The organism is Vibrio sp. M260118 (assembly GCF_036533755.1).
Taxonomy (GTDB): domain Bacteria; phylum Pseudomonadota; class Gammaproteobacteria; order Enterobacterales; family Vibrionaceae; genus Vibrio.
Genome location: NZ_JATABG010000508.1, coordinates 1 through 1,963, shown reverse-complemented (window position 1 = coordinate 1,963; position 1,963 = coordinate 1). Strand labels below are relative to the sequence as shown.

Genomic DNA, 1,963 nt, shown 5'->3' with positions numbered 1-1,963 from the left:
TCATTGCTTAATTTGTATACTAGTGATTTTTTTACTACAATTTCACAACAAAAATTTTACAGTGTGAATTTTACAAAATGCCAGTGTCAAAAAGTCTCATTCGTCAGTCTCATTTTCTAGGAACTAAGATAAGAAACCTTAGGAAACGCAACCACTTAACAATGGAAGACCTCTCAGCTCGTTGTATAAGAGTGAACCCAGAGTACGCGCCTTCGGTCTCCTACCTTTCGATGATCGAACGTGGAAAACGTGTTCCGAGCATAGATATGCTTGAAGTGATTGCGGAAGTGTTTCAAAAAGACCCGGCGTGGTTTTTAGACGATGAACCAGAGCAAGCTGACATTACTCCTGACAAAGGCAATCGAGGGGGCATCAGCGGTATGGCGTTGGAACCTAGCTTTTTGTTCTCAAATGAAATCCTCCAGATCGCCATCCCCGAGATGTTGTCACAAACAGGTATTACTGGCCGCCAGTTTGCTCATCTTCTTATTCGCGCCCACCAAGAGAGCAACCAGAACCACTTTCCAGACTTAGAACGTGCTGCAGAAGAGGTAGGGCTAAAGAGACTTAATCTATCAGCTGAAGATCTAATGGATATTGCTCGTAGCTTAGGCTTGACGATACGCTGGATTTCGCGCCCGTCACAAGATGTAGTCGATGAACTCGGAGTCAGCGCTAAGCAGATTGTCACCTCCTTTTTTGAACCTCCGGGCACGCTTTATCTCAACGAGGTGCTAAAACAGTACCCTACTCGTCTCAAATACGATTTGGCGGTTTATATCGGCCACTGTGTACTCCACAGCAAAGAGGGGCTAAAGAGCGTTCTGTCAGTCGGGCATGCGAATAGTTGGGAAGACAACGGTCAGACTAACTCAACCTCAGAGCTAAACTCACAGGATATTCTCCAGGCATGGCGCGATTTTGAATCTAGCTTTTTTGCTGGCGCACTACTTTGTCCTAAAGTGCCCTTCCGACAACTGCTTGACCGCAGTGGTTATGAGATTGATGTCCACCAGAAGGCGGGCGTCTCTCCCTCAGTGGCTATGCGTCGCATGACAGTAGTGTCTCCCTACCCGCATTGGCACTACTTTGATGCTTACGGCCAGAACAAGCTCAAAGCCGTATATCGAGGAAATGGGATTCCATTACCTTGGGGGAATATGCGCAAAGTAAATGACCCTTGTCAGCACTGGGCGGTATTTAGACGTTTGTCTGAACCTCAACAAGGCAGTTCAGCACAGATTTCAATCTTAAATGTTGGTGATGAACCAAGAATTTACTGCTGTGAGTCTGTCAATATGACCGACCCTGCAGGCAACAATCGTGTTCTGTGCGCCGGGATTGATCTAAACCCTGCGATCAATGCTCAAGGTGGTAACGCACTGGAGCTAGCAGAAGAACTCAAATCGCTATGTGTTAGTAATGGAGGAAGTGCGGCTATTCCACGAAATATGCAGAAAGAGTTCACCACCATCGCGAAGATTCTGAATATCAATTGGATTGAACGAGGAATTGAATCCGATGCCCGTGTGATCTGTTCACGTGGTGCAGTCTGTCCGAGAAAGCCGAGTTGCTATAGCGGATGTCAAGACGCTTGATCATTGCTAGAAACATCCCCGCCAAAAAGAAAAAAAGCCAATCACAACAATCGTGATTGGCTACATATAAGTGTGAACAAAATTAAGTTCACTAACAACGTCAGTTGGCTAGGTGACCCTCGGCTTAAGAAGGGTCAATATCTATGAAGCATTTACCATGCCAACATTTAAAATACCCTGAAACCTATATTTTTGGTTAGTTATTCACCTATTTCACAAAAACAACGCGCATAAGCTGTTATTATTTTGCAATCAATTGCAAAATGCAAAAGCCATAGATTGCAAAACAAAAACAACTGGCCAACAAAGCTCGCAACTTAAGCTCGAACAATCACCCTATTAGCGTTTACGGAACACCCAGATAG

At 44.9% G+C, this 1,963-nt stretch carries 1 protein-coding gene; it reads left to right on the top strand.

Annotated elements, in window-relative coordinates; genetic code table 11:
* Positions 1 to 77: 77 nt before the first annotated feature.
* The gene (locus QTO00_RS18950; protein WP_331426141.1) at positions 78 to 1,598 is read left to right on the top strand and encodes a DUF3612 domain-containing protein; all 1,521 of its coding nucleotides are present in this window, start codon (positions 78 to 80) and stop codon (positions 1,596 to 1,598) included.
* Positions 1,599 to 1,963 lie beyond the last annotated feature (365 nt).